The organism is Vibrio sp. OPT46, assembly GCF_015163535.1.
Lineage (GTDB): Bacteria > Pseudomonadota > Gammaproteobacteria > Enterobacterales > Vibrionaceae > Vibrio > Vibrio alginolyticus.
Map to the genome: position 1 here is coordinate 1 of NZ_JADDYG010000042.1, position 3,560 is coordinate 3,560.

The following is a 3,560-nucleotide window of genomic DNA, read 5'->3' on the forward strand; positions in this document are numbered from 1 at the left end:
GAAATTGGATCTGAGCCGTCGGAGCCAATCGTCGCTAAGTCATCTTCATCCACGCGGATTGCGTCTACGTCAGTGATGGTTGGTTTATCATCAACGATGGTGACAGGTAACGTCTTCGATGAGGTGTCGCCATCAAAGTCTGTTGCGATAATCGGGAAGTCGATTTGCAGACTGTCGCTATTCACCGCATGGTCTAGTGGGCCCTGCAGAGTAAAGGTGTAGCTGCCATCTGGCTTCACCACCAATTCAAATACGGCATTGCCATCTGCTGTGGCAGTGTAAGTAAAGCTGCCATCACCATTTGTTGTCTCAGCAAGTACGACAGGCTCACCATGAGAGGTTAACCCTGCTACTGGATCTGCTGTTGCATCAAGCTGGTATTTAACAACGCTGTCCGAGCCTTCAGTTGTGCTGAAAGAACCCGACATGAACGCATCATCGTTTTGGTCTGAGCCAATTGTAGCGAGATCATCTTCGTCTACTGTCAGTGGAACAACGTTATTAATGGTTGGAACGTCATCAGTAATCGTGACTGGAATGGTCGCGGTCGTCGTATCGCCATCAAAGTCTGTTGCAATGATTGGGAAGTTCAGTACTAACTCGTCGCTGTTTAACGCATGATCCACCGGACCTTCTAGACGGAAGTTGTATGTGCCGTCTGCATTCACGTTCATGGTGAAGACAGGATTGCCATCCGCGGTAGCCACGTAAGTAAAGCTGCCATCGACATTCGCAGTCTCTACCAAAGTAACAGGCTCACCTTGGGAGGTTAATCCCGAAACAGGATCAGAAGTTGAATCAAGTTGGTAACTCACCACTCGGTCTGAGCCTTGAGTAGTAGTGAACGCGCCTTCAACAAACACAGCGTCAGTTTGGTCTGAGCCAATGCCTGATAAATCATCTTCATCCACAGCCAGAGGCACAACATTATCGATGATTGGTGCATCATCCGTAATTGTAACTGGAATGGTTGCCGTGGTCGTATCACCATCAAAATCGGTGGCAATAATAGGGAAATCAATCGTCAGGCTGTCGCTGTTTGCTGCATGGTCAATCGGGCCTTGCAGCGTAAAGTCGTACGTACCATCTGTTGCTACATTCAACGTGAAGACAGGATTGCCGTCAGCGGTCGCAACATAAGTAAAGCTGCCGTCGCCATTCGCGGTTTCCACCAAGATAATCGCCTCACCTTGAGAGGTCAGCCCCGCAACAGGATCTGCGGTTGAATCCAGTTGATAGCTCACCACTCGGTCAGAGCCTTGAGTGGTCGTAAACGCCCCTTCTACGAACAGATCGCCGCCTGGATCTGAGCCCACACCGCTAAGGTCGTCTTCATCAACACTTAACGCATCCACCGCTGTGATGGTCGGTACATCATCAACAATCGTAACTGGAATGGTTTCAGTAACGGTGTCGCCATCAAAGTCGGTTGCGATAATTGGGAAGTTCAGTGTCAGCTCATCACTATCCACCGCGTGATCAATCGGCCCTTCAAGCGTGAAGTTGTAAGAGCCATCAGTATCTACTGTCAGAGTAAATACTGGGTTACCACCCGCAGTCGCTTCATAAGTGAAACTACCATCACCATTTGCGGTTTCTGTCAGTGTGACAGCCACGCCTTGCGAGGTTAAACCGTCCACTGGTGTTGCTGAAGCATCGAGTTGGTAGCTCACCACTCGGTCTGAACCTTGTGTGGTGGTGAAGTTACCATCAATAGAAATCGGGTTGCTTTGGTCTGAGCCAATTGAGGCTAGATCATCTTCATCAACCGTGATTGCGTCGACGTCAGTAATCACTGGCTTATCGTCCACGATCGTCACAGGGATAGTGGCATTTGTGGTGTCGCCATCAAAGTCTGTTGCGATGATTGGGAAGTTGAGTGTCAGCTCATCGCTATCTACCGCGTGGTCGATTGGCCCTTCAAGCGTGAAGTTATAAGAGCCATCAGTGTTCACTGTCAGTGTAAAGACCGACTCGGTGCCTGCTGTTGCTTGATAGGTAAAGCTGCCATCGCCGTTTGCGGTTTCAGTTAGCGTGACTGCCACGCCTTGTGATGTGAGTCCAGCCACTGGTGTTGCAGAAGCATCGAGCTGATAGCTCACTACTCGGTCCGAGCCTTGTGTGGTGGTGAAGTTGCCATCGATTGAAATCGGGCCAGTCTGATCTGAACCAATCGTACCTAAGTCATCTTCATCAACGGTAATCGCATCAACATCGGTAATGGTCGGTTTATCATCCACGATGGTGACTGGGATCGTTTCTGTGGTGGTATCACCATCAAAATCCGTTGCTATGATTGGGAAGTTCAGTGTCAGCTCATCACTGTCTGTCGCATGGTCGATTGGACCTTGCAGCGTGAAGTTGTATGAACCATCCGTATTAACGGTCAGCGTAAATACTGCTTCAGTTCCCGCTGTCGCTTCATAAGTGTAGCTACCGTCGCCGTTTGCGGTTTCAGCCAGCGTGACGGCCATACCTTGTGATGTTAGACCATCAACTGGCGTTGCTGCAGTATCTAATTGGTAGCTTACTACCCCATCAGAACCTTGCGTTGTAGTGAAGTTGCCATCGATTGAAATTGGATCTGAGCCGTCAGAGCCAATCGTCGCTAAGTCATCTTCATCCACACGGATTGCGTCTACGTCAGTGATGGTTGGTTTATCATCAACGATGGTGACAGGTAGTGTTTCTGTCGATGTATCGCCATCAAAGTCTGTTGCGATAATCGGGAAGTCGATTTGCAGGCTGTCGCTATTCACCGCATGGTCTAGTGGGCCCTGCAGAGTAAAGGTGTAGCTGCCGTCTGGCTTCACCACCAATTCAAATACGTCATTGCCATTTGCTGTGGCAGTGTAAGTAAAGCTGCCATCACCATTTGCTGTCTCAGCAAGCACGACAGGCTCACCATGAGAGGTCAACCCTGCTACTGGATCTGCCGTTGCATCAAGCTGGTATTTAACAACGCTGTCTGAGCCTTCAGTTGTGCTGAAAGAGCCCGACATAAACGCATCATCGTTTTGGTCTGAGCCAATTGTAGCGAGATCATCTTCGTCTACTGTCAGTGGAACAACGTTATTAATGGTTGGAACGTCATCAGTAATCGTGACTGGAATGGTCGCGGTCGTCGTATCGCCATCAAAGTCTGTTGCAATGATTGGGAAGTTCAGTACTAGCTCATCGCTGTTTAACGCGTGATCGATTGGCCCTTCCAGACGGAAGTCATATGTACCGTCTGCATTCACGTTCATGGTGAAGACAGGATTGCCATCCGCAGTTGCCACGTAAGTGAAGCTGCCATCGGGATTCGCAGTCTCTACCAAAATAACAGGCTCACCTTGAGAAGTTAAACCTGAAACAGGATCAGAAGTTGAATCAAGTTGGTAGCTCACCACTCGGTCTGAACCTTGAGTGGTCGTAAATGCGCCTGCCACAAACACTGCGTCAGTTTGGTCTGAGCCAATACCTGATAAATCATCTTCGTCTACAGCCAGAGGCACGACATTATCAATGATTGGTGCATCATCCGTAATCGTGACTGGAATGGTTGCCGAAGTCGTATC

Annotated in this window: 1 protein-coding gene; it reads right to left on the minus strand. The window is 49.2% G+C overall.

Features of this window, described 5'->3' with window-relative positions:
* Window positions 1–3,560 (minus strand): VCBS domain-containing protein (locus tag IQR33_RS32120; RefSeq protein WP_228013724.1); only part of this gene is annotated, 3,560 nt, incomplete at both ends.